The organism is Sphingomonas insulae, from assembly GCF_010450875.1.
Classification (GTDB): Bacteria; Pseudomonadota; Alphaproteobacteria; order Sphingomonadales; family Sphingomonadaceae; genus Sphingomonas; species Sphingomonas insulae.
The window spans coordinates 1227881-1249924 of record NZ_CP048422.1 but is presented as its reverse complement, the minus strand read 5'-3'; the positions used below and the strand labels follow the sequence as shown (position 1 = coordinate 1249924).

The following is a 22044-nucleotide window of genomic DNA, read 5'->3' as shown; positions in this document are numbered from 1 at the left end:
GTTCAACTTCGCCGCCCGCCGCCGCTCACCGATAGCGGTAATCGAGCGACGCCGTGGCGCCCGCCCCCAGCCGCACGCGCCAGGTGGCGATGCCGTCCACCTCGGCCAGCGTACCGGCCATGGCATCGACCGCCTGCGCCTTGCCCCCCTGCCCGGCGGTCGCCTGTCCCTTGATGTCCTGTCCCGCCCGCCCGATCGGCAGTTCGACCTCGACGGCAAAGGGGTTGGCATTGCGCACCGTCACCCTCGCACGGCCGCCATCGCCGCCGCTGCCGCCGCCACTACCACCGCCGGTCCGGCCATCCCGTGCGCCGACCGTGATCGCCTGCTGGTCCACCGATACCTGCGCGCTTGTCCCCGCCGCGATCCGCACGACCTGACCCGTCGCGCGATCGCCGATCGTCCCGGTGCCGAGCAGCAGCCGGCCCGAACCGCCGCGATCCGCATACAGCGCCGTCGTCCCCGCCGGCAGCGGCAGGCCGAGCCGGTCTTCGCGGCGGTTGCGCATCACCAGCACGATCCCCGTCGTCGCCCCCTCCAGCGTCTCGCCCGCGACGATGCTGCGCCGGTACCGCCGCTCGAACGGCACCCGCCCGGCGGCGAGCAGCGCCACCTGCTTCTGCCCGCGTGGCGCCACCGTCACCGCCGCCGGCACCGTATAGAGCTTCAGGTCGCCCAGATCCTCGGGTGGCGGCGCCATCATCGCCGGCGCGGGCGCGGGCGCGGGCGGCGGCGGCGGTGGCGGCCCCATCATCCGCATGCCGGTGACCACGATGTCGTTGGCATCGTCCGCCTCCGCCGCCTCCGGCAAGGCGATCTCCGGCAGGTCCGACGTCGTCGTGCCGAGCGGGTAGCAGCGCAGCGCCAGGTCGCCTGCCGCCCGCATCCACCCTTCGGTCGCGGTCCGGTTCAGCCGCCCCGCCACCGCCTTCACGTCGGCATGCACGAACGCCTGCGGGTTGCCGTTCGCCAGCGTCAGCCAGGCGAACAGGTCCAGCGTCTCGCCCCCGCCGCCAGGGTCGGCCGCCACCGTCGCCACGTAACTCGCGCTCCAGTCGAACCCCGCGGTCAGGTACGACATTGTCACCGTCACCGTGCGCGTCGACGGCGTGTCGGTCGCGACGCTCAGCACCGGTTTCGCCGACAATCCCGTCGGCACGCCGCCGAACCCCAACGTCTCCGGCAGTCCGGCGCAGCGCAACGCCTCGATCCCCGCCGCGGTCTTCACCACCACGCCCTGCGCGGCTCCGGCGACGATCGTCGCGGCCTCGCTGTGTCGCTTGCCGGTCGCCGGATCGGTACGGGTCAGCGTCACGCCGCGGCCCAGCGTGCCGTCGACCAGCGATGCCGGCGACAGCAACCGTGCGTCGCGGTTCTTCTCGATCGTCCCGCCGGGCAGCCCGTCGATGATCGCGCTCACTGGGACGATGCCCTCGGCCACCCCCTCGAAGCGCAGCACCGCCCGCCCCTTTGGCAGGCGCACCGTCCGCGTCTCGGTCACCAGCGCGAAACCCTGCAGCCAGCGCAGGTCCATCGCCTCATACCTGCCCCGCGCCGGGTTGCGATAGACGGTCACCGCCACCGTCCGTGGCCCTGCCGAGATGACCGTCACCGGCCCGCCCGGCGCCGGTGCCTGCGCCGCTGCCAGAGCGTGTGCCTGAGCCTTGGCCGGCCCCTGCACCTGAGCGCCGGCCGCCGTCGACGCCAGCATCCCGCCGAGCGCCAGCAGGCGCATTGCCGGCCGCATCAGAACCGCGTGTCGAACGTCGCCGTGACGATCGTCTCGCCGTTCGCCGGCACCGGCACCTGCCACACCGCCTGCCCGGCGTTGCGCCGTTCGCTCTTGCGGCTCTCGTCCGTGATCCGCGTGTCGGTCCAGTCCAGCCCGCCCTGCACCAGCTCCACCGTCACCGGCCGCGCCTTGGCGTTGGTCAGGGTATAGCGCATCGCCGTCTTCCACCGCGTGTCGCCCACCTTGGTGCGGCTGACGACCACCGGCAGCACCTTCACGTCGAACGCATCGCCCGTGCTCAGCGCGATCTGCGATCCCTGCGGCGTATGGTCGATGCGGTTCTCGCCGGTGAACTGCGCCTGCCCGCGCGCATCCTTTACGTATACGCGCACCGTCCCTGCCGGCAGCGCATCGCCCAGCCCCGCCGCGCCCGAATTGGCAAAGCGCAGCACGCTCGCGGCGCTGCGCGGTTCGCTGGCGGTGCCCAGCCAGCCGTTCTCGAACGCATAGCCCGACTGCGCCGTCGCGCCCTTCACGTCGAGGAAACTGACCTGCTTGGTCTGCTTGTCCGCGATCGTCGTCCGGCCGGGCAGTGGATAGAGGTAGAAATCGCCCAGCTGCTCGCGGTTCGCCGTCTCGGTCCCCGCCTGCGTCATCCGCCCCAACCGGCGCGGCGGGCGCGGGCGATAGCCGTTCTGTTCGCCGTCGTCGCTCGCCACCTCGCCCGCGACCAGCAGGGTGCGTGCGTTATCGAACGTCGTGCCGCTGGTATTCTTCAGCGTCACCCAGCCCTGCACGTCGATCCGCCCGCTCTTGTCGTCGAACAGCGCGACGTAATCCGCGTTCCAGCCCAGCCCCCGGCTCAGGTACGACAGCGTGGCGGGCCGCGTCCCCGCCCGGCTGCTGTCGAGCGTCACCGACAGCGTCGGCCGTGCCCGCAGCGATTCGGGCACCCGGTCGAAGATCGCGCGCACCGGCAGGCCGTCGTCGCGCAGCACCTCGATCCGCTCGCCGATCTGCAACACGACGCCGCCGTTCACCGCCAGCACCTTCGCCCGCTCGCGCGTTTCGGCACCCGTCGCCGGGTTGGTGCGCAGCAGCGTGATCGTCTCGCCCACCGCCTTTTCCATCAGGCTGGTCGGGCTGAGCAGGTCGTAATCGAAATTCTGCTCGACGATCGTCGCATCCGCCGTGTTGAGCGACACCGTCTCGGGACGGATGCTCGCGCTGACATCGGGGAAATCCTGCCGCACCTGCCCACGGCCCAGCGCCAGCGGCCGCACGTCCTGGATCAGCGCGACGTCGTTCGTATAGATGGTGACCGACACGTCGCCCTGCGCACTGCGCCCCACGCCCGGCGGCACCTGCGCGTCCTGGGCCAGTGCCACGCCCGGCAACATCACCGCCGCCAGTCCGATGATCCCCGTCCGCATCCGTCGCTCTCCCTGTCCCGGTCCGGACATTGGACGGAACGTGCGCCGCTGACAACGTCAATCCACCCGCGCCAACCGCTGCAGGATCGCCCGGTCGACGATCGCGATCCGGGCATAGGCCAACCGGATCGCGCCTTGGTCCGCCAGGCTGCGCAGATGCCGGTTCAGCGTCTGCCGCGACACGCCGAGCATCACCGCCACCTCTTCCTGCCGGACGTGAAGCACGCCGTCCTCGTCGTCCAGCCGCCCTAGCAACAGCTTCGCGAGGCGCGCACCGACCGGCAGCGACAGCGTCTCGGCGATGAAGTCCAGCGCGATCCGCTGGTGCTGGCACACCAGCCGCCCCACATCATGGTACAGCGCCGGCATCCGTTCGGCCGCCCGCTGGAATGCCGCCATCGGCACGTGCAGCACGCGCACCGCGCCGAATGCGGCGGCGTCATGTGGTCGCGGGCCGCCATCCAGCGTCGACACCTCGCCGAACCACGTCCCCGGCCGCAGGATCAGCGCCAGGAATTCCGCCCCCGCCGCCGGATAACCCTTCAGCCGCACCTGCCCCTCGATCACCGCCCACAGCCCGTTCGGCGCATCCCCGGTGGCATAGATCAGCCCGCCCGCCGGGATCGCCCGCACCCGCGCTTCCGCGATCAGCGCATCGCCGCGCTCGGGCGTCAGCGTGCCGAACCAGCGGTCGGTATCCAGCAGGGCGCGGTCGATCACGGTCACCGGCGAAAACAACGCATTCGGGCGTGCTTTGTCAACTTCGCGACAGTCTTGCGCGCCCGGCCGTGGCATGTCCGCGGCAACGATAGAATGAGAGAGGACTTGCCATGGCGACCGCACTCAAGCCGACGACGCTGCGCGACACCGTTTCCGCCGAGGAATGGGCGCTGCGCGTCGACCTCGCCGCCGCCTATCGGCTGGTCGCGCTGTACGGCTGGGACGATCTGATCTTCACCCATTTGTCGGCGCGGGTGCCCGGCCCGGAACATCACTTCCTCATCAATCCCTATTCGATGATGTTCGAGGAGATCACCGCATCCTCGCTGGTCAAGATCGACGTCGACGGCAACAAGGTGTCGGACACGCCCGCGCCGGTGAACCGCGCCGGCTTCGTCATCCATTCAGCGATCCACGCCGCGCGTGAGGATGCGGTCGCGGTGCTCCACCTCCACACCCCGCATGGACAGGCGGTGTCGGCGATGAAGGAGGGGCTGCTGCCGCACACCCAGACCGCGATGATCGCCGGCCACGATGTCGCCTATCACGACTTCGAAGGCATCGCGACCGAACTGGACGAACGCGAACGCCTCGTCGCCGACCTCGGCTCGCGCAACACGATGATCCTGCGCAACCACGGCACGCTGACCGTCGGCGCCAGCGTGCCGCAGGCGTTCCTGCGCATGTACTTCCTCGAACGCGCCTGCGAAGCGCAGATCCTGATGCTCAGCGCCGGCCGCGACGGCCTCAACAACCCCAATCAGGGCGTCGCCGAAAAGGTCGAGGAACAGTCGAGCGGCCAGGGCATGGCGATGCTCGCACAAGGGCTGGCGTGGCCAGCTCTCCTCCGCAAACTCGACCGCCTCGACCCCGGCTTCCGCGACTGATGCACCCGGCGCGGCGCGTGACCCGCGCGGAGCCATCGCCTCGGCCGCATTTGAACCGTCCCGCCGGGTCCGCGCGGACCTCATCATGAAAGGGATCGGCCTTGCCCCATTACGGCGATTACCAGAACGCGATCTACGGCGCCGGCCTGGCCGGCGTCGTTCCCAGGGTGCCAGTCGATTTCGCCACGCTGGAACGCCGCGCGGCCGCCGCGCTGCCGGCATCGACCCTCGACTATGTACAGGGCGGCTGCGGTGACGAACGCACCCAGCGCGTCAACGCGGACGCCTTCCACCATTGGGGCATGACCCCGCGCATGATGGTCGATTGCACCACGCGCGACCTGTCCGTCGAACTGTTCGGCACGGCCTTTCCCAGCCCGGTCTTCATGGCGCCGATCGGCGTCACCGGCATCTGCACGCAGGATGGCCACGGCGACCTCGCCGCCGCCCGCGCCGCAGCGGAGACGGGCGTGCCGCTGATGGCGTCCACCCTGTCGAACGATCCGCTCGAAACCGTCGCCCGGCAGATGGACGATACGCCGGGGTTCTTCCAGCTCTATACGCCCAAGGACCCCGATCTCGCCGCCAGCCTCGTCGGCCGGGCCGAAGCGGCTGGATACAAGGCGATCGTGGTGACGCTCGATACCTGGGTGACCGGATGGCGCCCGCGCGACCTCAACACCGGCAATTTCCCGCAGCTGCGCGGTCACGTCCTCACCAACTATTTCAGCGATCCGGTCTTCCGCGCCCGGCTCGCCGTGCCGCCGGAACAGGACCCCGCCGCCGCCGTCCGCCATTGGATGGGCGTGTTCGGAAAGGTGCTGACCTGGGCCGACCTGCCGTGGCTGCGCTCGCTCACCAAGCTGCCGCTGATCCTCAAGGGCATCTGCCATCCCGACGATGCCCGCCGCGCGATCGACGGCGGCGCGGACGCCATCTACTGCTCCAATCACGGCGGCCGCCAGGCGAACGGCGGGATTGCCGCGATCGACCTGCTGCCCGGCGTGGTCGCCGCCGCCGGCGATACGCCCGTGCTGTTCGATTCCGGCATCCGCTCCGGCACCGATGTGGTGAAGGCGGTCGCGCTGGGCGCCCGCATGGTCGGCGTCGGCCGTCCGTATAGCTACGGGCTGGCGCTCGACGGCACCGCCGGTGCGGCCCATGTCCTGCGCTGCATCCTGGCAGAGGCGGACCTGTTGATGGCGGTCAACGGCTATCCTGACCTTGCCGCCGTCCGTGCCGCCGGCGCGCAGCGGCTGCCCTGACGCGCCGTCAGCGTATCCGGCGCACCCGCGCGGCACGACGACCGGGCGCCGTCGCGATATAGCTGCCCAGCGACCCCGCCTTGATCGTCACCACGTCGCCCCGGCGCGGTGGCATCATCACCTGTTCCGTCGTCTCCCATTGCCCGCCATCGTCCAGCGCGAAGCGGATCAGCCCGCCGGGCAGGACGGTCGAGGCCTGCATCGTGCCGACCAGTTGCTTTAACTGCGCATCGTCCTTGCCGTCGCCGAACAGCTTGATCGACGGCAGCGAAAATCCGAACAGCGACTTCTTGGCCTTCTGCACCTCGCCGCGGTCGAGCACGACGATCGCCTTGTCGTCCCGCGCCTCGATCACCGCCTTTGCCGTGCGATCGAAACAGGCCAGCCGTGCATCCGATGCAGCGATGGCGCGACACGCCGCCAGATCGTCGATCAACCTCGGCGCGGGAGCGCTGGCGGCCTGGGCGGCAGTCAGCAGGATGATCGATAGCATGCAGTGATTCCCATACGGCCGGGCGCGACATGCTGCATCGCCTGTTCGCCGCGCCGCCGCAAGTCCGTTCGGTGCGGCCGCATTCTGTATGTGACAGATCGGCAACAACATTGTTTCAAAAATATTGTGCGCCGCAAACGACCATTGCGGCCCCTTCTCGTTCGTGCCTAACCTGCGCGCAGAACCGGATGCACGCACATTCCGGTCGAGATCGCCGGCGACATCGACGGCAAAAAGGGGTTCCAAACTATATGACGTCACGCACCCGTATTCGTCTGCTCAACACGACGTTGTTCGTCGGCGCCGCCATGGTCGCCACGCCGACGCTCGCGCAGACCGCGCCTGCCACGCAGGAAACGCAACAGCAATCGACCCCCAACGCATCCGCGCCTGCGGAAGAGGGTCAGGACATCGTCGTCACGGGTACGCTGATCAGCAACCCCAACCTCGTCTCGTCCAGCCCGGTCAACGTGGTGTCCGAGAACGAGCTGACGCTGCGCAACGTCAACAACGTCGAACAGATCATCCGCGAACTGCCGGGCGCGGTTCCGGGCATCGGCTCGGCCGTCAACAACGGCACCGGCGGCTTTGCGACGATCAACCTGCGCAACCTCGGTTCGCAGCGCAACCTCGTGCTGCTCGACGGCGATCGGATCGTTCCGGCAGCGGCCGGCGGCACCGTCGACCTCAACAATATCCCGACCGCATTGGTCCAGCGCGTCGACGTGCTGACCGGCGGCGCCTCCACCACTTATGGTGCGGACGCGGTGTCGGGCGTGGCGAACTTCATCACCAAGAAGAACTTCGCCGGCATGGAGGCGACGGCCAGCCAGCAGATCACCGAGAAGGGCGATTCGAACTACTTCCGCGCGGACCTGACGGTCGGCGCCAACTTCGATGACGGCCGCGGTAACGCGACCCTAAGCCTTGGCTATCAGGAAGCCGATCCCCTGTATCAGGGCAAGCGCGACGTCTCGGTGTTCAGCATCAACGGTGCCAGCGGTGTCGCCGCCGGTGCGTCGCCCACCTCGACGCCGACGCGCATCGCCATCGCGGGCCAGGACCTTCAGGTCAACTCGGCCGGCACTGCGCTGGTGCCCTTCTACAACGGCTTCAACTTCAGCCCGTACAATATCTTCCAGACGCCGTTCAAGCGCTACAACATCTACGCCCAGGCGAACTACGAGGTGAACGACAACCTCGAAGTCTACACCCGCGGCCTGTTCTCGAAGAACACCATCCGGTCGATCATCGCACCGTCGGGCATCTTTGGCGAAGCGCTGACGATCCCGGGTTCCAACCCGTATCTGCCGGCCGGTATCCGCGACCAGCTCTGCACGCTCAACGGCATTGCACTTGGCGCCGCCTGCAACACCAACACCGCAATCCCGCTGCCGGAAGTATATCGTCGGTCGGTCGAACTCGGGCCGCGCGTCTCGACCTACACGACGACGATCTTCGACTATAAGGCGGGCCTGCGTCTGCGCTTCTCCGATCACGTCAAGCTGGACGTGTCGGGCGCCTATGGCGAAAGCAACCTCGACCAGTCGCAGACCGGCTATGTGCTGCGCAGCCGCGTTCAGCAGGCGCTGAATGCGAACAACACCACGACGTGCACGGTCACGACCAACGGCTGCGTCCCGCTCAACCTGTTCGGCGCGGCGGGCTCGATCAGCGCTGATCAGGCGGCCTTCCTCAGCGGCGAAAGCTCCATCGCGATCAACACGGCGCTGTCGCAGTTCCGTGGCGTCTTCAACGGCGACTTCGGCACGACCTCGCCGTTCGCCAACGAGCCGATCGCGTTCGCGGCCGGTGGCGAATATCGCAAGTACAGCTACAACCGTATCCCGGATGCCTATGCGCTGGTTCCGGGCGAGCTGGGCGGTGCCGGTGGTGCCGTGACGCCGTTCTCGGGCGGATACGACGTTCGCGAGGCGTTCGGCGAAATCATCGCGCCGCTTGTCGCCGATCGGCCGTTCTTCCACTCGCTGACCCTCGAAGCGGGCGTCCGCTATTCGGACTACAAGGTGCAGGCGACGAACAATCCCAAGTTCAACGCGACCACCTACAAGTTCGGCGGCAGCTTCGAACCGGTTCAGGAAATCAAGTTCCGCGGCAACTATCAGCGCGCCGTTCGCGCGCCGAACATCTCGGAACTGTTCACGCCTGTGTCGACGTCGCTCGACAGCCTGCCGCCGGGTCTTGACCCCTGCGTCGGCGTCAACGTGCGCAACATCGCCAACCTGCGTGCTGCCTGTCTGGCGCAGGGTGCACCGCTGAGCGCCATCAACAGCACGACCGGCATTCTCGAGCCCGCCTCGGGCCAGCCGAACGTCACGGGTGGTGGCAACCCCAACATTCGTCCGGAAAAGGCGGACACCTATACCTTCGGCGTCGTGATCCAGCCGCGCGGTATCGTGCCGGGCCTCAGCATCGCGGTCGACTACTTCAACATCAAGGTGAAGGACGCGATCACCTCCGCCACTCCGGGTGACATCCTGGCGCAGTGCTTCGGCACCAGCCCGGCCTCGATCACGGCGGCGCAGGCTGCGTCGGCGGCATGCACCAGCATCCGTCGCAGCACCACGACGGGCCGCCTCAGCGGTTCCAGCGCCACGGTTGCGGGTCTGCCCCAGCCGCTGACCAACCGTGGTCGTCTGCGCACCGATGGCATCGACCTCAACGCCAACTACACGCGTGAGTTCGGTGATGTCGGCCTGAACCTCAGCTTCCAGGGCACCTGGACCGCTCATCGCTATTTCCGTGCATCGGAAACCGCGTATGACCGCGACTGCGTCGGCTATTACAGCAGCAGCTGTGAATCGATCCAGCCGGAGTTCCAGTGGAACCAGCGCACCAGCCTGAGCTTCGGCCCCGGCACGCTCTCGCTGCTGTGGCGCCACATCGGCAAGGTTCAGTACGAAGCGCTGGCACCCGACGCTGCCGCTCGCCTGATCTCGACCCCGCTGTTCAGTGGTACGGTTACGGGTCCGACCCCGCTCGCCGGCGGCACCTACAATTTCAACCGCATCGGCGCGTACGATTACTTCGACCTCAACGTGCAGGTCGAAGTGAACGACAACCTGACGTTCACGGCTGGCGTCCGCAACCTGCTCGACAAGCAGCCGCCGCTGGTGGGTGCATCGATCGGATCGACCGCCTACAACAGCGGCAACACCTATCCGTCGACGTACGACGTGCTGGGTCGCCTGTTCACCGTCTCGGGCAAGCTGCGCTTCTAAGCGTCGCCGCCTGACCGGACCCTTGAAAGGGGCAGCTCTCGCGGGCTGCCCCTTTTTCGTATATGCTCGATGTCATTCTAAGGCCGCGACACCCCATGACCGATCTGCCGCCCCCCGCCCGTACCTTGATGGCTCAGGCGATGACCGCACGCCAACGTGGCGATACAGCAGGCGAGCGCACGTTGCTCGACGACGCACTCGCGCTCGCCCCGGATCATCCGCATGTGCTCAACGCGCGCGGCATGCGTGCACTGGCCGACGAGGACCTGCCGCGGGCCTTGGCGCTATTCGGCGCCGCCGCCGATGGCGATCCCGGACAACCTGTCCTGTGGATCAACCAGGCCACCGTCCACCGCTTGCTGGGGCAGGACGCGGCAGAGGCGCAGGCGCTGGAGCGGGCCCTTTCCATCGACAGGCTGAACTTCACGGCACAATTGCGCATGGCCGAACTACACCAGCGCTGCGGACGCGACGCCGCCGCCGCACAGGGGTGGGCGGCCGTCGTCCAGATGGCGAGCGGGATGGTCGAACGCGCGCCGATGATCGAAGACGCGCTCGTTCGTGGCAAAGCCTTCCTCGCCCGACATACCGCCGACCTCGGCCAGGCGATCGATGCCGCGCTCGGTGGTGCGACGTCGCGGCGCATGGCGGCATGCATCGATCACATGCTGGGGCGCCGCGCGATCTACGCCAATCAATGCGCCGGCGTTCACGTCCCGTTCTTGCCTGCCGACGAATTCTTCGATCGTGCGCATTTTCCATGGTTCGCAGCTTTGGAGGCGCGCGTTCCCGCCATTCGCGCGGAAGCCCTCGCGCTGTTGCAGAACGATGCAGGATCCGTCCGCCCCTACGTACGGCAGGACGCCGGAACCCCGCGCAACATCTGGTCGGGGCTCGACAACAATTTCGACTGGAGCGCCTGCTTCCTATGGGAATACGGCATTCGCAACGATGCCATATGCTCGCGTTGCCCGGAAACGACGGCCGCACTCGCCGCCGTTCCGCAGAACGATGTGCCGGGCAAGGCACCGACAGCCTTCTTCTCCATCCTCCGGCCCCACGCCCACATCCCCGCCCATACCGGCGTTACGAACAGCCGCGCGATCATCCACCTGCCGCTGGTCGTGCCGCCCGACTGTCGCTTTCGCGTCGGTGGCGAAACGCGGTCATGGCGCGAGGGCGAAGCCTTCGCTTTCGACGATACGATCGAACACGAAGCCTGGAACGACAGCGATCATCCCCGCATCGTCCTCATCTTCGACGTCTGGAACCCGCACCTATCGACCGATGAACAAGCCGCGTTGAAAGAGATCTTCCACGTGACCGGTCGTGAGATGATGGCCTCCTGATCCGACGCCCTCATCGCGATGGCGATCACCGTGCCGGCAAGAACATCTGCCGGACCATCGATCGCGTGATGTGCCTGTCTGAGCGCAGCGGCAGCCCGATCGTCGTGAACATGTCGATCATCGTGAACGACAACATGCATCGGTTCCTTGCAATGATCTCCGTATCCGACGGCAGTGGTCGAATACCTCGTTTTTACAGGAGCCGATACGCAAGTTTATGAATTCGCAGGGTTGACGCATAGAAGCGTCGGCGTACGGCGGTCCTCGGTCAAAGGAGCAAACTATGACTGATGAAACGTCCGACCTGAATGCTGTCGAACTTGCAACCGAATTGACGATTGCTTGGCTCGCCAATCCCAACACCCGCACTTCCGCTGACGAGGTTCCAGCGTTCCTCGGCAAGATGCATGACACCGTGTCGGCGCTGCTTGGCACGACCGGTTCCTCTACGGAAACGCCGCCAGCCGCCGAATATACGCCGGCAGTATCGGCCCGCAAATCGCTGGCGTCCAAAGATCACATCATTTCGATGATCGACGGCAAGCCCTACAAGACCTTGCGGCGCCATCTGGCGACCCATGGCATGACGCCGGCGGAATATCGCGAACGCTACGGCCTCAAGGTCGATTATCCCATGGTCGCCGAAAGCTATTCGGAAAGCCGTCGGGCGATGGCGAAGAAGATCGGCCTGGGCCGCAAGCCCGGCGCGCGCAAGACCGACGATGGCGCCGCCGCTACGCGTCGCACGCGCAAGTCTGCGGATACGGCGGACGCCTGAGCAATCTCGCAGCCTGCCGCTCGGGCAGGCTGCGAGGCCAGGCCAACGCGGATGGTGACGACAATCCCCACCCGGCGTTCGCGCAGACCGTCGTGTGTCGACGGTTACGAGCCGAACAGGCCCTTGCGATAAAGCAGGGTGATCGCCACCCGGCGGTTGCGGGGATCACCGGGATCGGCGGTGATGATCGGCTCGCGGTCGGCAACGCCCTCGATCCGTTCGAATCGCGCTTCGGGAATACCGCCCGATGCCAGCCGGCGCCGCGTCGCCTCTGCCCGACCGGACGATAGCATCCAGTTGTTCATCGCTCGCGGATCGCCATACGGCAGGCTGTCGGTATGCCCGCGGATCATGATCGTGTTCGGCGTACCGGCGATCGTGCCCGCGATCATGCCGATGAGTTCCGACGCCTTGGCATCGAGCGCGGTCGTGCCGAGCGCGAACATGGAATAATCGGCGTCGTCGACCAGGTCGATGCGCAGCCCGTCCTGCGTCGGCACGAAGCGGACGTGGCTGGCGAGCTTCGCCAGTCGCGCCGATCCCTTGATCTGCTTTTCCAGCTGATCCTTGATCGCCTTGAACGCCAGATTGTCGACCTGCATCGCGGCGGGATTGCGCAGCGATCCCTTGTCGCCGGTGCCGCTCCTCTCGCCGCCCTTCGCCTCCATGGGTATGCCGATCGAGGCGACCGCCGCCGCCGCCGCCTTCGGTCCCAGCTTGTTGTTGCTCATGATCGATTCGCCACCCAGCGGGCCGCTGCCGCCGAGCCCGATGATCTTCTTGTCGAGCAACGTCGGCGCGAAATAATCGGCGATGCCCTTGCGCTGCTTCTCGGTCGTGGCCCCGAGCAGCCAGAGCAGCAGGAAGAACGCCATCATCGCCGTCACGAAATCGGCGTAGGCGACCTTCCACGCACCACCGTGATGGCCGCCATGGCCACCGTCGATGATCTTCTTGACGATGACGATCTTGGGCGGCTGGTTGGTGCCGTGAGGAGCAGCGCGGGCCATGGCTCAATTCTCCCCGCGCTTACTTGCCACGCAGGCCATCGAACACCTCGGCAAAGCCGGGCTGGTTCTTGTGCGCGATGCCGGAGCGTGCCGCCTCGATCACCAGCGGCTGCGGGTGGCCATGCAGCGAGGCGATGATGATCTGCTTGACGACGTCGTAGATGGCGGCATCGGCATCGATCACCTGCTTCAGCCGGCCGGCCAGCGGCGATACGATGCCATAGGCCAGCAGCACGCCCATGAAGGTGCCGACCAGCGCCGATCCGATCATCCCGCCGAGCACCGATGGCGGCTTGTCGATCGACCCCATCGTCTTCACGATGCCGAGCACCGCCGCGACGATGCCCAGCGCGGGCAGCGAATCGGCCAGGCTGGTGAGCGTGGTGTGCGGCCCCTCCACCTCATGATGGTGGGTCTTGATCGAATGATCCATCACCTCCTCGACCGCATGCACGTCGAGCGTTCCGGACGACACGACGACCAGCCGCAGCGTATCGGCGATCAGCGCGACGAGCGTGTGATCGGCGAGCAGGCGCGGATATTCGCTGAAGACGGCGGAGGACTTGGGATCCTCGACATGCGGTTCCAGCGCGATCGGGCCATCCATGCGCAACATCTTCATCAGCTTGCTGACGAGGAAGATGACGTCGAGATAATCCTGCTTCTTGTACTTGGGGCCCTTGAACACCTTGGCAAGGCCGCCGCCCATCGCCTTCAGCTCGGTGCCCGAATTGCCAATGATGAGTGCGCCCGCGGCCGCGCCGCCGATGATGAGCATCTCGTGCGGGATCGCCTCCATGACGGGGCCGAGCGCACCACCGGTGATGGCGAAGCCGCCGAACACCATGACGAGAAGGACGACGAGACCGATGGCAGGAAACACTGTGGGATACCCCGTTTGCGCCGGCATGCCGGCAAACCCGATGGCACAGGGTTAACCGCATTTCCTAGACAAGTGGTTACCAGGCGCGAAGGTTTTGCTACCGGAAGGGATCGTGCAGGCGGCGCCGTTCGATGGCCGCTCTCGCGACGGCACGCCGCGGACGAAACGCCCGTTACTTCAGGTAATCGAACAGCGACAGGCCGGAGAGCTTGCTGAAGCTGGCCTGCGTCGCGGACAGCGCCGTCATCATCTGCTGAAGCTGGACGACGGCATCGGTGATGTCGACCTGTTCCAGCTTGCCGCGCAGGTCGGCACGATCGGTATTGGCAGTGGTCAGCAATTGCTGCTGCAGGTCGACGCGCGCACCGCGCGCACCGACCGATGCCTGCACGTCGGCGACCTTCTCGGTCGCCGCGTTCAGACCATCGAGCGATGCCGACGTCACGGCGGACACGTCGCCGCCCGCCGTCAGCGCGGCGGCCAGACGCGTGAGCATCGCCAGCGTATTGTCCTTGTTGCCGATATCGAAAATGCGCTCGGCGCTCTCGGTCGCCTGCACGCTCTGGCCATCGGCGATCGGCACTTCCGATACCGCCGGCGTCGCGGCGGCGAAGGTGAAGCTGGTATTGCCGCTGGCGTCCGTCGCGGTGGCCACCGCCGCGCCGCCGGCGGCGTTGCCAAACAACGGCTGGCCGCGGACGTTCTTCGAATTGGCCAGCGCCACCAGCGATTCGACGATCGATTTCAATTCGGTGCCGATGACCTTGCGCGTCGCATCGGTCTGCGTTCCCGTTGCCGCCTGCACCGTAAGCTCGGTCGCGCGATTGAGCTGCGTGGCGATCTGGCCCAGCACGCTGTCGGCCTGATTGAGCAGCGACCCGGCCAGCGTCATGTTGGCGCCATAGACTACGGCATCGGCATCCTTGCGGTCCAGTTCCGCGATCTGTTGCGATGCGGCGGGGTCGTCGGACGGCTTGATGATCTTCTTGCCGGTTGCGATCTGGGTCTGCAATTCGGATGCGCGCTCGCCCATCTTGGACAGGCGGTTCGATGCATTGCTGTAGAACAGGTTGGTGGAAATCTGCATCGCGCGTCCTACCGGATGTCGAGAATGGACTGCATCGTCTCGCGCGCGATCTGGATCACGCGGCTGGATGCCGCATAGGCCTGCTGAAAGCGGATCAGGTCGACCGCTTCCGAATCGAGGTTGACGCCCGTCGACGCGGACAGGGCGGTCGCCGCCCCATCGCGGATCGCAGCCTGCGCATCGGCGATCGTGTTCTTCTGTTTGTAGGCGGTCGCATTGTCGGTGACGAGCGTCGTCAGCGACGCTTCGAAGCGGAGCGAATTGCGGGTCGCTTCCAGCGCGGCGAGATTGCTCGCATCACGCACCCCGCCCGCAGGTTTCGTGCCGGATGCACCGGTCGCTGCGGCGATCTTGCTGCCATCGGTGAACTTGTCGGAAATCGTGATGTCGGTCGCGGAATCGCCGGCCACGAACAGGTTGATGCCGGCCGCCCCCTTTTGATCGGCGCCCGCGCGCTGATTGTCATTTACCGCGGCGACGAAGCTTTCGGCCACCGCGTTCAGCGACTGGCGAATGGCGGATACGCGCTGGGCACCGTCGGCGATGCCGGCGAGCGTACCGCCGTTCGGCGTGATTTCGGTGGTGGTGTTGCGCATCGTGACGGCAAAGGCGGCGGTGCCGTTCTCGTTGCGCGTATAGCTGACCGTGCCGGTCATCGCGCCCTGTACGAACGCAGGCCCCTCCGCCCCGCCGAGCTTCACCGTCGCGCGCCCGATCGGGTCCATCTTGACGTCGACATCGACCAGTTCGCTCATCTGCGACAGGATCGTGTCACGCTGGTCCATCAGCTGCGCAGCGGCGGTGCTGCCCGGTTGCGAGCGGCTCAGCCCCTCGTTGACCTTGGTCAGGGAATTGCCCAGCGACGTCAGGGTCTGCGCCGCCTGGGTCCCCGCCGTCTGCAAATCGGCATCGACCTGGTCGAACGCCTGACCGGTCGTCCTGAACGCCAGCGCGGCCGACGATGCGGCACTCAGCATGCCGGTGCGCAATGCGGTCGAATCGGGTTCGGCGGCAAGCGCCTGCGCCGATCCGAAGAATGAGGTGACACGTGTCGTCAGCTGGTTGCCGGTCAGCGCATTCTGGATGCGATCGAGCCATTCCGCACCCTTGGTGGTGCGGGTCAGGTCGCTGGTCGTGGCCCGGAGCGCCGTTGCCGAATAGACGTCGGTCGATCGATTGACCCCCGACAGATACACGCCGTTGCCGGCGCCATAGCCATTCACCGAACCGCTGCCGCCGGCGACCTCGTTCAGCGTCACCGCGCGTCGGGCATAGCCCACCGTGCCCACGTTGGCGATGTTCTCGCCAACGGTCGCTAGCGCGGTCTGGTACGCGCGGACGCCTGACGCGCCGATCGACAGCATGTCGCTCATTGCGGCGGGTCTGCCTTGGACTCGTTAAGATCGGCTTGCGATTTGCTGAGAAAGTCGGTCATCGCCTTGCCGATGCCGAGCGGCGTCGTCTCCGACATGCTCTGTGCGACGCGCGCATCCTGCATCTCGGTAAAGGTGTCGAGCGCCTTCGAATCGAACAGCGGGTCGGCAAGCTTCGCCTGCCGCATGCTCTTCAGCATCATGCCGGTGAACACCGCCTCGAACTGCTGCCCCGCCTTCTTGAGGTTGTCGGCGCTCTTTAGGCGGGACGTGTCGGTCGAAATGCCGCCGACGGTCGAAACGGGTGCGATACTCACAGGACGATCAGTTCGGCACGCAGCGCGCCGGCTTCCTTCAGCGCCTCCAGGATCGCGACGAGATCGGCAGGGGACGCACCGATGGCGTTCACGGCCTTCACCACATCCGCCAGCTTGGGGCCGGGAGCGAGCAGGAACATCGGCTTCTTCTCCTCTTCGACCGACACGTTGGACTTGCGCTCCAACGCGGTCTGGCCCTGGCTGAACGGTGCCGGCTGGCTGATCCGCTGGTTCTCGTCGATGCGCACGGTCAGCTTGCCGTGCGTCACCGCGGCAGGACCTACCCTGACCGCAGAATTGATAACGACCGTTCCGGTGCGCGCATTTACAATTACTTTTGCCGACGGCTCGGCAGAGGTCACATCGAGGTTCTCGATCGTCGACATCAGCGTCGCGCGCGTATCCGCTCCGGGCGGCGCGCGCACCGCGACCGACACGCCGTCGACCGCCTGCGCGGTGCCGAAACCGAGCTTGGCGTTGATCGCCTGCGCGACGTTCTGCGCGGTTGTGAAATCGGACCGGGCGAGGTTAAAGGTCAGCATCGGCGCGGAATCGAAGCCCGTGGCCACGGCGCGCTCGACGGTGGCTCCTTCGGGAATGCGGCCGGTGGACGGTACGTTGACGACGATCTTCGACCCGTCCGCGCCCTCCGCACCCAGGCCGCCGACGGCAAGATTGCCCTGCGCCATCGCATAGATCTGGTTGTCGGCACCGAGCAGCGGGGTCAGCACCAGGCTGCCGCCGCGCAAGGACTTCGCCTTGCCCATCGAGGCGACGGTGATGTCGAGCCGCTGGCCGGGTTTGGCGAAGGGCGGCAGTTCGGCGGTGATGAGCACGACTGCGGCGTTCTTCATCCCCGGATTGGCGCCCGGCGGCAGCTGCAGGCCGAAGCGCGAGGCGACGGCCTTCAGCGACTGCACCGTATATTCGAGGTTGTCGTCGCCGGTGCCGGGCAGGCCCACGACGACGCCGTAACCGGTCAGCTGGTTCGAACGGATGCCCTGGAAACCGCCCAGGTCCTTGATCCGGTCCGCCGATGCGGGCGCGGCAGTGCACAGGGTCGCGATCAGCGAAGCGAGAAGACAGCGGAACATGACGGACAGCCTGCGCATCAGATGGTTAACGGAGCGTCAAAATGGCGAGACGACGGAGAAGAACCGGCTGAGCCAGCCCTGCCGTCCGGCACGGGCGACGTCGCCCTTGCCGGTGTAGGCGATCTGCGCATCGGCGACCCGGGTCGACAATACGCGGTTGTCGGCGCCGACGTCGGCGGTGCGGACGATCCCCTTGATCCGGACGAATTCGTCGCCGCGGTTCAGCGTGACGCGCTTCTGCCCCTGCACCAGCATCGTGCCGTTGGGATAGACCTCGGCGACGGTGACGGACACCTCGCCCGACAGCGAATTGGCCTGATCCGCCTGTCCCTGCCCGTTGAAGCCGCGACCGCCGCTCAGCGTCGCATCGGTAGGGCTGAACAGGTTGAGCGCGCCGGTGGTCGGCAGCGTAATATTGCCCTGACCCTTCGAATCCAGCTTCGAACTCGACGATTTCGACGCCGCGGTGCGCTCGACCAGCACGATCGTCAGCGGATCGCCGACCCGGCGCGCGCGCCAGCCCTCGTACAGCGCGGCATAGCCATCGCTCGCCTGAAAGATCGAACCGTTGGCGGGCACGGGCGGCGGCGCGATTGGCGCACGCACGACGGTGAAGTCTTCCGGCGGCGTCTTCTTGCCGAAGATGCTGGCGTCCGCCTGCCCCGGCACGAGCGCGGCAAGGACGAGCAGGCCCGATGCTGCGGCCAGCGCGATCTCGGCCCAATGACCGGCGATGAACGCGCCGGGGCGAAAAGGATTGGGTGCGGATGCCATCTTACAGGTTCTGATTCACGTATTTGAGCATTTCGTCGGAGGAAGAGATCATCTTGGAATTGACCTCATAGGCGCGCTGCGTCTCGATCATGTCGACGAGTTCCTCGACGACGTTGACGTTGGATGCCTCCAGATTGCCCTGACGCACCCGGCCGCGACCGTCCTCGCCGGCGATGCCGAGGTTGGCGGCGCCCGACGATGCGGTTTCCTTCAGGTAATTGTCGCCGGTCGATTGCAGCCCCGTCGGGTTGGCGAAGCTCGCCACCTGGATCTGGCCGATGTTGGTGCCTTCGGTCTGGCCCGGCACCTGCGCGGTGACGGTGCCGTCGGTGCCGATCGTCACCTGCGTCGCGTTGGTCGGCACGGTGATGCCGGGCATCACCTGATAGCCTTCCGACGTTACCAGCAGGCCTTCCGGGCTGCGGTTGAAATTGCCGGCGCGGGTGTAGCCCAGCTCGCCGCCGGGCAGCTGCACCTGGAAATAACCATCGCCGTCCAGCGCCAGGTCGAAGCTGTTGCCCGTCTGCGTCAGCGACCCTTGCGTGTCGATGCGGGCGGTGCCCTGGACCTTCACACCGGTGCCAAGGTTCAGGCCGGTCGCGTATTTGGTTTCCGCGGTCGACTGCGCGCCGGGCGCGGTGATCGTCTGATAGGCCAACGTCTCGAATGCGGCACGATCCCGCTTGAACCCCGTCGTGTTGACGTTGGCGAGGTTGTTCGAGATGACCCGCATGCGCGTATCCTGGGCGTCGAGCCCGGTACGCGCGATATGCATGGCGGAAGAGGACATCGTGTCTGTTCCTTAACTCGGGAGACGCATCACGGATGTGCTGCTCTCGTCCATATCCTTGGCCGATTTCATCAAATTGGCCTGAACCTCGTAATTGCGCTGGTTCTCGATCATGTCGACCAGCGCCTGCGTCATGTTGACGTTGGAGCCTTCCAGCGCCCCGCCCTGTACCTTGGCGTCCAGATTGGCCGGCAGCGTGCCGCCGCCCTTCACGCGCAACAGATTGTCCATGCCCTTCAGCGTCACCGACCCTTTGGTATCGACCAGCTTCAGCCGGTCGAGCACCTGCGGGTTCTTGGGGTCGCCTCCCTGCGGCACGATGGTGATCGTGCCATCGGCTGCGATCGACAGGCTGTCGTGCGGCGGCACCGTGATCGGGCCCGACTGACCCTGGACGATGAAGCCGTCGCCGGTCTGGAGCACGCCCGATGCCGCAACGTCTAGGTCGCCGCGACGCGTATAGGCTTCGCTGCCGTCGCCCGCCTGCACCGCCAGCCAGTCGCTGTTGCCGGTGATCGCGACGTCCAGCGCGCGTCCGGTCGACTGGATCGCCCCCGGCGCGCGATCGGCGTCGGTCACCTCTTCGCTGGTCGGCATCCGCGCTTCCAGCTGTGTGCCACCGCCCTTCAGCTCGATCCGGTCGAAGATCACGCGGTCGGCGCGGAAGCCGGTGGTGGACGCGTTCGCCATATTGTTGGCGATCGCCGCCTGCGCCTGCATGTGCGCACGCAGGCCTGTCGCCGCCGTGTAGACCAACTTGTCCATTTAGGGCTCCCGCGCTCCGCTGTCGCTTAGTTGCGGATCTGGATGATGGTCTGCGAGACCTGGTTCGCGGTATCGAGCGCCTTCGAATTCGCCTGGAAGTTGCGCTGCGCCGCGATCAGGTTGACCAGCTCTTCGGTGATGTCGACGTTCGATCCCTCGATCTGGCCCGACATCAGCGAACCGAAGCCGTCCGCGCTCGCCGACCCCATCGTCGCCGATCCCGACAGGCCGGTCGCCGACCAATAGCTGTTGCCGATCTGCCTGAGGCCCGTCGGCGTTGAGAACTTGGCCAGCGCCACCTTGCCCAGCGGTACGATGTCGCCATTCGAGAAGCTCGCCTGGATCAGGCCTTCCGAATTGACCGTCACGCCCGACAGCTGGCCGACGGCGACGCCGTCCTGGCTCTTGCTGTTGACCGCGAACGCCGACGACAGCTGCGTCGAATTGGCGAGGTTGAGCGAGATCTGCTGTTCCGCGGCGCCCGAAAGCGGGATGAACTTGTCGTATTTGATCGGTGTCAGCGGCTTGGTGATCGCCCCGGTGCTGCCGAAGGTGATCTCGACCGGATCGGTGCTGCCACCCACTTCCAGCGGCTTGTCGCCGATGTAGGTGTGGACCTCCCACGTGCTCTCGGTGCCGGCGGTCGCGTCTGGCACCTTGGTGCGGACGTAATAGCTGGTCATCGTCATCGGATTGCCGTTGGCATCGTAGATGCGCGTCGCGACCGAATTGTTGTAGGTCGTCGTGTCGGTACGATCGAACTTCGTCGTCTTGACCGTCGAGGTGCCCGACACGTTGATCGAGGTGGCGACATCCTTCGTCGCTTCCGGCGTGCCGCTGGTCTGTTGCAGCTGCAGGTTGGTGAGCCCGTCCTCACCCGTCGCGGTGACGTTGCCATCGCCGTCGACCGGATAGACCATCAGGAAGCTGCCCTGGCCATCGACGACGTTGCGGCTCGAATCGACCGAGAACGCACCGTTGCGGGTATAGGCGATGGAATCACTGGCGCCCGTGGTCTTCACGGTGAAGAAGCCTTCGCCCATCACGGCGAGGTCGAGCGCGTTGGTGGTTCCCTGAAGGTTGCCCTCCTTGAACTGCTGCGTCGTTGCCTTCACCACGACGCCGGAACCGACCATCTTGCGCGGATCGGTCGACACGCTGGAGGCGATGACGTCGGAAAATTCGACGCGGCTCTTCTTGAAGCCCGTCGTCGAGACGTTGGCGAGGTTGTGCGAAATGGTGTTCATGTCGGTCTGCGAAGCCTGGAGACCGGAGAGCGAGGTGTAGAAGGACATCGGATTACTCCTTGGAATGCAATTGTCGTTGGATCGGGATCAGGTGGCGGAGCGGACGTCCGACGGATCGACATCACCGATCCCGACGACCTTGAGCTTGGGTGCGCCGCTGGAGGGCAGCGACACGGATTCGACCGGCGCCCAGACGAGCGTGCGGCTGGTGACCGTCTTGTCGCCGCTGGTGGCGAAGGTGGTAATGGTGAAGGGACCCGAGCCGACATCGTTGCCGGCGCCGTCCTTGCCGTCCCAGTCGAAGGTGGCGGTCCCCTTCTTCTGCGCGCCGAGCTGGAGCGAGCGCAGCGTGCCGCCCTTCCCATCGGCGATCGAGACGGTGACCGAGGTCGCGGCGTCGTCGAGCTCGACCGCGCCGTCGATGCCGCCGGTCGACTTGGGATAGGCGGTCGACCCTTCGGTCAGCACCGTCTTGCCGACATAGCTCATCGCATCGCTGGCGGTGGTCGAGCCCAATTTGGTCGCGACGCCGCTCAGCGTCTTGTTCATCTCGCTGATGCCCGCGACGGACGAGAATTGCGCCATCTGGGCGACCATCTGGGTGTTGTCCATCGGCGCAAACGGGTCCTGATTCTTCAGCTGCGTCGTCAGCAGCGTCAGGAAATCGGACTGGTCGAGCGTCGTCTTGGTCTTGCCAGTCGCCGTGGAAGCGCCGCTGGCGGTCGTGTTCGCGGTGGTCGGCGTCGAACGCTTGATGCCGAGCTGGCTCAGCGTGTTGTCGAAGGCGGAAGCAGTCGTCACCATG

Annotated in this window: 20 protein-coding genes; 5 read left to right on the top strand and 15 right to left on the bottom strand. The window is 66.3% G+C overall.

Annotation, left to right across the window (positions count from 1 at the left end; translation table 11 throughout):
• Nucleotides 1-25 precede the first annotated feature (25 nt).
• Genes GTH33_RS07575 through GTH33_RS07565 form a run of 3 tightly spaced genes read right to left on the bottom strand, consistent with a single transcriptional unit; the run spans nt 26 to nt 3891 of the window.
• On the bottom strand, nt 26-1747 hold the full coding sequence (locus tag GTH33_RS07575) for a DUF4139 domain-containing protein (RefSeq protein ID WP_163957896.1): 1722 nt from the start codon (nt 1745-1747) through the stop codon (nt 26-28).
• On the bottom strand, nt 1747-3165 hold the full coding sequence (locus tag GTH33_RS07570; RefSeq protein ID WP_163957895.1) for a DUF4139 domain-containing protein: 1419 nt from the start codon (nt 3163-3165) through the stop codon (nt 1747-1749). Before GTH33_RS07570 ends, GTH33_RS07575 begins: the two co-directional genes overlap by 1 nt.
• Before the next feature lie 57 nt (nt 3166-3222).
• On the bottom strand, nt 3223-3891 hold the full coding sequence (locus GTH33_RS07565) for a Crp/Fnr family transcriptional regulator (RefSeq protein WP_163957894.1): 669 nt from the start codon (nt 3889-3891) through the stop codon (nt 3223-3225).
• 104 nt (nt 3892-3995) lie between these two features.
• Between GTH33_RS07565 and GTH33_RS07560 the strand changes: the two genes are divergently transcribed.
• The gene (locus tag GTH33_RS07560) at nt 3996-4772 is read left to right on the top strand and encodes a class II aldolase/adducin family protein (protein WP_163957893.1); all 777 of its coding nucleotides are present in this window, start codon (nt 3996-3998) and stop codon (nt 4770-4772) included.
• Nucleotides 4773-4873: 101 nt separating this feature from the next.
• Nucleotides 4874-6037: an alpha-hydroxy-acid oxidizing protein gene (locus tag GTH33_RS07555; RefSeq protein WP_163957892.1), complete on the top strand. Its 1164-nt coding sequence runs from the start codon at nt 4874-4876 to the stop codon at nt 6035-6037.
• Nucleotides 6038-6044: 7 nt separating this feature from the next.
• On the opposite strand, the gene GTH33_RS07550 is transcribed toward GTH33_RS07555, so the two are convergent.
• A complete protein-coding gene (locus GTH33_RS07550; RefSeq protein WP_163957891.1) occupies nt 6045-6530 on the bottom strand; it encodes a hypothetical protein in 486 nt (161 codons plus the stop codon).
• Nucleotides 6531-6781: 251 nt separating this feature from the next.
• Between GTH33_RS07550 and GTH33_RS07545 the strand changes: the two genes are divergently transcribed.
• The 3 genes from GTH33_RS07545 (at nt 6782) to GTH33_RS07535 (ending at nt 11899) form a co-directional block, all read left to right on the top strand.
• On the top strand, nt 6782-9772 hold the full coding sequence (locus tag GTH33_RS07545; RefSeq protein WP_163957890.1) for a TonB-dependent receptor domain-containing protein: 2991 nt from the start codon (nt 6782-6784) through the stop codon (nt 9770-9772).
• Between the two features lie 95 nt (nt 9773-9867).
• The gene (locus GTH33_RS07540; protein ID WP_243848400.1) at nt 9868-11121 is read left to right on the top strand and encodes an aspartyl/asparaginyl beta-hydroxylase domain-containing protein; all 1254 of its coding nucleotides are present in this window, start codon (nt 9868-9870) and stop codon (nt 11119-11121) included.
• A 283-nt stretch (nt 11122-11404) separates the two neighbouring features.
• Entirely contained in the window at nt 11405-11899 is a 495-nt protein-coding gene (locus tag GTH33_RS07535) for a Ros/MucR family transcriptional regulator (protein ID WP_163957889.1), read from the top strand.
• 104 nt (nt 11900-12003) lie between these two features.
• Here GTH33_RS07535 and GTH33_RS07530 read toward each other — a convergent pair whose 3' ends face one another.
• The 11 genes from GTH33_RS07530 to GTH33_RS07480 form a co-directional block, all read right to left on the bottom strand.
• Nucleotides 12004-12909, bottom strand: coding sequence for a flagellar motor protein MotB (locus GTH33_RS07530; RefSeq protein WP_163957888.1), 906 nt, complete (start codon nt 12907-12909; stop codon nt 12004-12006).
• A 19-nt stretch (nt 12910-12928) separates the two neighbouring features.
• On the bottom strand, nt 12929-13792 hold the full coding sequence (gene motA / locus GTH33_RS07525) for a flagellar motor stator protein MotA (RefSeq protein ID WP_163959722.1): 864 nt from the start codon (nt 13790-13792) through the stop codon (nt 12929-12931).
• 172 nt (nt 13793-13964) lie between these two features.
• Complete coding sequence (locus GTH33_RS07520; protein ID WP_163957887.1) at nt 13965-14879, bottom strand: flagellin N-terminal helical domain-containing protein; 915 nt, start codon at nt 14877-14879, stop codon at nt 13965-13967.
• 8 nt (nt 14880-14887) lie between these two features.
• Nucleotides 14888-16252 carry a flagellar hook-associated protein FlgK gene (gene flgK, locus GTH33_RS07515; RefSeq protein WP_163957886.1) on the bottom strand — a complete coding sequence of 455 codons (1365 nt, stop codon included), beginning with the start codon at nt 16250-16252 and terminating at the stop codon, nt 14888-14890.
• The gene (locus GTH33_RS07510; RefSeq protein WP_163957885.1) at nt 16249-16569 is read right to left on the bottom strand and encodes a rod-binding protein; all 321 of its coding nucleotides are present in this window, start codon (nt 16567-16569) and stop codon (nt 16249-16251) included. Before GTH33_RS07510 ends, flgK begins: the two co-directional genes overlap by 4 nt.
• Nucleotides 16566-17663, bottom strand: coding sequence for a flagellar basal body P-ring protein FlgI (locus tag GTH33_RS07505; protein WP_163957884.1), 1098 nt, complete (start codon nt 17661-17663; stop codon nt 16566-16568). Before GTH33_RS07505 ends, GTH33_RS07510 begins: the two co-directional genes overlap by 4 nt.
• A gap of 36 nt (nt 17664-17699) precedes the next feature.
• Nucleotides 17700-18437 carry a flagellar basal body L-ring protein FlgH gene (locus tag GTH33_RS07500; RefSeq protein ID WP_163957883.1) on the bottom strand — a complete coding sequence of 246 codons (738 nt, stop codon included), beginning with the start codon at nt 18435-18437 and terminating at the stop codon, nt 17700-17702.
• Nucleotide 18438: 1 nt separating this feature from the next.
• Entirely contained in the window at nt 18439-19227 is a 789-nt protein-coding gene (gene flgG / locus GTH33_RS07495; protein WP_163957882.1) for a flagellar basal-body rod protein FlgG, read from the bottom strand.
• Between the two features lie 12 nt (nt 19228-19239).
• Nucleotides 19240-19992, bottom strand: coding sequence for a flagellar basal-body rod protein FlgF (flgF, locus tag GTH33_RS07490; protein WP_163957881.1), 753 nt, complete (start codon nt 19990-19992; stop codon nt 19240-19242).
• 26 nt (nt 19993-20018) lie between these two features.
• Nucleotides 20019-21287 (bottom strand): flagellar hook protein FlgE, encoded by a 1269-nt coding sequence (locus GTH33_RS07485; RefSeq protein ID WP_163957880.1) that lies wholly within the window; start codon nt 21285-21287, stop codon nt 20019-20021.
• A 39-nt stretch (nt 21288-21326) separates the two neighbouring features.
• The gene (locus tag GTH33_RS07480) at nt 21327-22043 is read right to left on the bottom strand and encodes a flagellar hook assembly protein FlgD (protein ID WP_163957879.1); all 717 of its coding nucleotides are present in this window, start codon (nt 22041-22043) and stop codon (nt 21327-21329) included.
• Nucleotide 22044 lies beyond the last annotated feature (1 nt).

What these genes read in the sequence shown, in the direction of transcription:
- GTH33_RS07575 (WP_163957896.1), bottom strand. Translation starts at nt 1,747, where the DNA reads ATGCGGCCGGCAATGCGCCTGCTGGCGCTCGGCGGGATGCTGGCGTCG.
- GTH33_RS07570 (WP_163957895.1), bottom strand. Translation starts at nt 3,165, where the DNA reads ATGCGGACGGGGATCATCGGACTGGCGGCGGTGATGTTGCCGGGCGTG.
- GTH33_RS07560 (WP_163957893.1), top strand. Translation starts at nt 3,996, where the DNA reads ATGGCGACCGCACTCAAGCCGACGACGCTGCGCGACACCGTTTCCGCC.
- GTH33_RS07550 (WP_163957891.1), bottom strand. Translation starts at nt 6,530, where the DNA reads ATGCTATCGATCATCCTGCTGACTGCCGCCCAGGCCGCCAGCGCTCCC.
- GTH33_RS07545 (WP_163957890.1), top strand. Translation starts at nt 6,782, where the DNA reads ATGACGTCACGCACCCGTATTCGTCTGCTCAACACGACGTTGTTCGTC.
- GTH33_RS07540 (WP_243848400.1), top strand. Translation starts at nt 9,868, where the DNA reads ATGACCGATCTGCCGCCCCCCGCCCGTACCTTGATGGCTCAGGCGATG.
- GTH33_RS07535 (WP_163957889.1), top strand. Translation starts at nt 11,405, where the DNA reads ATGACTGATGAAACGTCCGACCTGAATGCTGTCGAACTTGCAACCGAA.
- GTH33_RS07530 (WP_163957888.1), bottom strand. Translation starts at nt 12,909, where the DNA reads ATGGCCCGCGCTGCTCCTCACGGCACCAACCAGCCGCCCAAGATCGTC.
- GTH33_RS07520 (WP_163957887.1), bottom strand. Translation starts at nt 14,879, where the DNA reads ATGCAGATTTCCACCAACCTGTTCTACAGCAATGCATCGAACCGCCTG.
- flgK (WP_163957886.1), bottom strand. Translation starts at nt 16,252, where the DNA reads ATGAGCGACATGCTGTCGATCGGCGCGTCAGGCGTCCGCGCGTACCAG.
- GTH33_RS07505 (WP_163957884.1), bottom strand. Translation starts at nt 17,663, where the DNA reads ATGTTCCGCTGTCTTCTCGCTTCGCTGATCGCGACCCTGTGCACTGCC.
- GTH33_RS07500 (WP_163957883.1), bottom strand. Translation starts at nt 18,437, where the DNA reads ATGGCATCCGCACCCAATCCTTTTCGCCCCGGCGCGTTCATCGCCGGT.
- flgG (WP_163957882.1), bottom strand. Translation starts at nt 19,227, where the DNA reads ATGTCCTCTTCCGCCATGCATATCGCGCGTACCGGGCTCGACGCCCAG.
- flgF (WP_163957881.1), bottom strand. Translation starts at nt 19,992, where the DNA reads ATGGACAAGTTGGTCTACACGGCGGCGACAGGCCTGCGTGCGCACATG.
- GTH33_RS07485 (WP_163957880.1), bottom strand. Translation starts at nt 21,287, where the DNA reads ATGTCCTTCTACACCTCGCTCTCCGGTCTCCAGGCTTCGCAGACCGAC.
- GTH33_RS07480 (WP_163957879.1), bottom strand. Translation starts at nt 22,043, where the DNA reads ATGGTGACGACTGCTTCCGCCTTCGACAACACGCTGAGCCAGCTCGGC.